Genomic DNA, 3,331 nt, shown 5'->3' with positions numbered 1-3,331 from the left:
TTCAGGTCAACTGTTATTGCTTTTATGGCCACATTGACCATTGTCGAATCCAATAACGGCGCGAGAGCACCTATCACCAAAATGATGGCTGTTTTAAGTAGCCTCGGGTCAAGCTTTTCCTTCTGAGGCTTTGAAATATTAGTTTGTTTGTCTTTCATGTAGAAACTCCTTTCATATAAAAAAGAATAGAGAACGGTACGTTCCGTACCTTATTTGAATATGATATACTATAAGTAAAGGAAATGCAATAGAAAAATAATAGAAATTTTGAAAGAAGGGAATAAATATGAATCAGCAAAAGAACTATTGGTCTGCCAAACATGACCAAACTATTGATGGTGTAAATCATCGCACAGATACACGTCGCCGTGGTGAAATTCTTGAGAGTGCCATACTTCAGGCCTCCTGGGATGAACTTAATAAAGTTGGTTATGCCCATTTGACAATGGAGGGGGTAGCCGCACGAGCAATGACAAATAAAAATGCAGTATATCGTCGTTGGCCCAGTAAGTCAGAACTTGTCATTGCAACAATAAGTAAGTACCTGCCCAAACCTGCTAGTACAGTTCCAGATACAGGCGATCTGCGCAACGATGTGCTGGCCCTGCTTCGCTCTATAGCACAGCCTCTGCAAATGATTGGTGCTGAAACCATACATGGTCTCATGATCGAAAATGTTGGTAAAGACTTTATTATAAAACGTCGGGGAAAAGAAGACCTGTTGGCAATTGCCATGAAGACGATTTTAAAAAACGCTGAGCTTCGGGGAGAGATCAACCTTGAAAAACTCAGTCCCAGAGTAATTTCACTACCTGTTGATTTATTGCGATATGAATTTTTTACAACCCATGAGCCAGTATCTGATGAAATTTTTACAGAGATTGTTGATGAAATTTTTATGCCGCTTGTTCGTAAATAGCCAATTATTTTCAATATAGAAGAAGAAGCAGTTATTTGCACAGTATTTGTTCTGTGCCAGCGATGTGCAGGGCAAAGAAACGCCCAACTGCCAATATCACCATCATGCAAGTAACTGCCTCGTAAAATAACATCGGGTCAACTTGATCCAATGTTATTTTTTCTGCTCGGTTTTTTCGCGCCTTGCCAAGTCTTTTTGCTGACCTTGTATTGCTTTGGTGAAAAAAGTTTGGAACAATATATGTGGGCAATAATGCCTGTTTAACTGAATAGCACTTATATTAGGATAAATTTCAGGATAACAAAAAAGCCTCAACCCAACAGCTCGTACGTCTGTCAAACAAGGACTTTATAATGCGCCTCCAGGGGCTCGAACCCTGGGCACCCTGATTAAGAGTCAATTAAAATACAAATTTTTACAATTTTATTTATCAAAAATGAAGGTCAAATACCTATGTTTTTGTTTATATGAATATATGCAATGGATGGTAAGTGCTTCAAAAGATGACGTAGTGAAAAAGAATTGATCCTGAGCTTTACTGACCTGAATAAAGAAATTCGGGCGGAATCTTATGAATCAGAAATCACTTGAGCTCTGGAAGCAGAGAATCGCCGACAGGAAAGGCAGCGGTTTGAATGTCACCGATTGGTGCGAGAAAAACAATTTAACAAAACATGCTTACTACTACTGATGTATGACTCGTAATAGGGAACAGCTCAACCGAATTTTATGTATATTTATTCAATTATTTCGTTTCGCATATTTTTACTAAATTTATGAATAAACGACTGATTCTTGCATTTTTACTATGCCATCTGTTTTATCGCTTCAAGGGTAGGTTGAGTTATTCACTTTTTATTCCCATTCTTCTGACACTGTTTGCAACCACTTCAGTTAGTTCACTTTCTGCTCCCAAGCTAAAATTAAAAATAGCACCCTTTCCACCACCAGCACCAATGGCAGATATAAAAACTTCCCTTCTACTGTCAAAAACTGTAACGTTTAAACTTGCTCTACTGCTATTTATCATAAAATATTTATCATTTACTCTAACGCCACTTTAACATTTTCATCCTCATCATTACTTTTATCAACCAATTCTATGATCAACCCACTTTTTAAAATATCTTTATCTAATTGCTCCAGAATTTTATTAAAATTTCCAATCTTACTAATTAAATCCTTATCTAACATTTCTTTCAGAATATTAATTGCGTGAATCGTACCACTGCCCAAGGCCTCTTCAACATCAGGGCGGGTAATTTGTTTTTGGTTATCAAATAGTCTGAGTATCGGTAAGTACTTTTGTTCTTCTGCACTTAATACTTTGGCATATATATCTGTCCCTTGGAAAACTGTAAATTTGATTGAGTGTTTACATTGGTCTGAAACAAGCAACCCCATATTTGTATAAATATCATCAGACGATAGAATACTTAAATTTTTCATTTGAACTTCTGTAAATTCTAAGCCCCTTTTTTGCAATTCCTCTTCTAATCTATTAAAAGTCAGCTCCTGAACTAAAGAACGATTCTCCTCAAACGAATCACCATCTATCATTTTTATCATCATACGTATAGCATCATCCTTTTCTAACATATACACCCGTTGGTTTTAAACCTTTTTCTGATAGATAATAAGGCTTTTTTGTGCCTTAGTTAACGGTGAGTTTAATAAAAAACTTCTTATCTTCTTGTAATAACTCAATATTAGTAAACATAGAAACATCAGATCTGATGCCATCCCTTAGAGCGTTGGAGATTTGTTGCATTACAAAGTCATCGTTATCAACACCAATGATATCTCCACTATCCTGTCTGCCAATATAGATTGTCCCACCATTTGTATTTGCAAAGGCAGCAATTTCTTTTTTAGGTCAGGCGTGTAGATTTCCTTCAACTCAACCGTTTCACTTTCATGTGATTTCATAACCCCACACCTTCTATCACTTATAACATTATGCTATCACAAAAATTGATAGAAAGAAAAGAGGAGACTTTTACAGTTTATAACAAAAAAATTTCTTTTTATCTTTTATTAAAATACAATCTTTAATACAATAAATGTGAATGCCACTCTTTTCAATAGATTTTTTCGTATCATCTAAACTGAATTCATATTTTAATAAATCTTCCTTAGAATAACAGATAGTTATATCTATCTCTCTTTTATTATAAAGGTCAAACAGTTTCTTTATTCTATGGCCCCCCCCTTTGGAATCCTTTTTCTTTTGTAAGCCAACCAACCATTTGAAGAAATTTTAATTGCCTTAGTGTTGATTCTTTTATTGTTCGCAGTGATAAACCTCCTTATAAAATAATATCAGTTTTATGGTATATAAAAAGGCTAAGTTACAGATCATTAATCGATCTACATCTTAGCCTTTTTGTTATGAAATTCTTTTAAATAGCT

At 35.1% G+C, this 3,331-nt stretch carries 6 protein-coding genes; 2 read left to right on the top strand and 4 right to left on the bottom strand.

Annotated features, from left to right (window positions below):
- Positions 1 to 286 precede the first annotated feature (286 nt).
- The gene (locus tag RTK36_RS16225; RefSeq protein ID WP_312048259.1) at positions 287 to 919 is read left to right on the top strand and encodes a TetR/AcrR family transcriptional regulator; all 633 of its coding nucleotides are present in this window, start codon (positions 287 to 289) and stop codon (positions 917 to 919) included.
- Positions 920 to 1,490: 571 nt separating this feature from the next.
- The gene (gene tnpA, locus RTK36_RS16795; RefSeq protein ID WP_442871366.1) at positions 1,491 to 1,610 is read left to right on the top strand and encodes an IS66 family insertion sequence element accessory protein TnpA; all 120 of its coding nucleotides are present in this window, start codon (positions 1,491 to 1,493) and stop codon (positions 1,608 to 1,610) included.
- 153 nt (positions 1,611 to 1,763) lie between these two features.
- Here tnpA and RTK36_RS16220 read toward each other — a convergent pair whose 3' ends face one another.
- Genes RTK36_RS16220 through RTK36_RS16210 form a run of 4 tightly spaced genes read right to left on the bottom strand, consistent with a single transcriptional unit; the run spans position 1,764 to position 2,848 of the window.
- The gene (locus RTK36_RS16220; protein WP_312048258.1) at positions 1,764 to 1,949 is read right to left on the bottom strand and encodes a DUF6054 family protein; all 186 of its coding nucleotides are present in this window, start codon (positions 1,947 to 1,949) and stop codon (positions 1,764 to 1,766) included.
- Between the two features lie 14 nt (positions 1,950 to 1,963).
- A complete protein-coding gene (locus tag RTK36_RS16215) occupies positions 1,964 to 2,518 on the bottom strand; it encodes a hypothetical protein (RefSeq protein WP_312048257.1) in 555 nt (184 codons plus the stop codon).
- Between the two features lie 55 nt (positions 2,519 to 2,573).
- Complete coding sequence (locus RTK36_RS16790) at positions 2,574 to 2,744, bottom strand: hypothetical protein (protein ID WP_442871367.1); 171 nt, start codon at positions 2,742 to 2,744, stop codon at positions 2,574 to 2,576.
- On the bottom strand, positions 2,690 to 2,848 hold the full coding sequence (locus RTK36_RS16210; RefSeq protein WP_312048256.1) for a hypothetical protein: 159 nt from the start codon (positions 2,846 to 2,848) through the stop codon (positions 2,690 to 2,692). The genes RTK36_RS16790 and RTK36_RS16210 overlap by 55 nt, the downstream gene beginning before the upstream one ends.
- Between the last annotated feature and the right edge of the window lie 483 nt (positions 2,849 to 3,331).

Source organism: Anaerotignum sp. (assembly GCF_031981185.1).
GTDB lineage: Bacteria > Bacillota > Clostridia > Lachnospirales > Anaerotignaceae > Chakrabartyella.
Note: the sequence above shows the minus strand (reverse complement) of the source record. Positions and strands in the feature narration are given on the sequence as shown.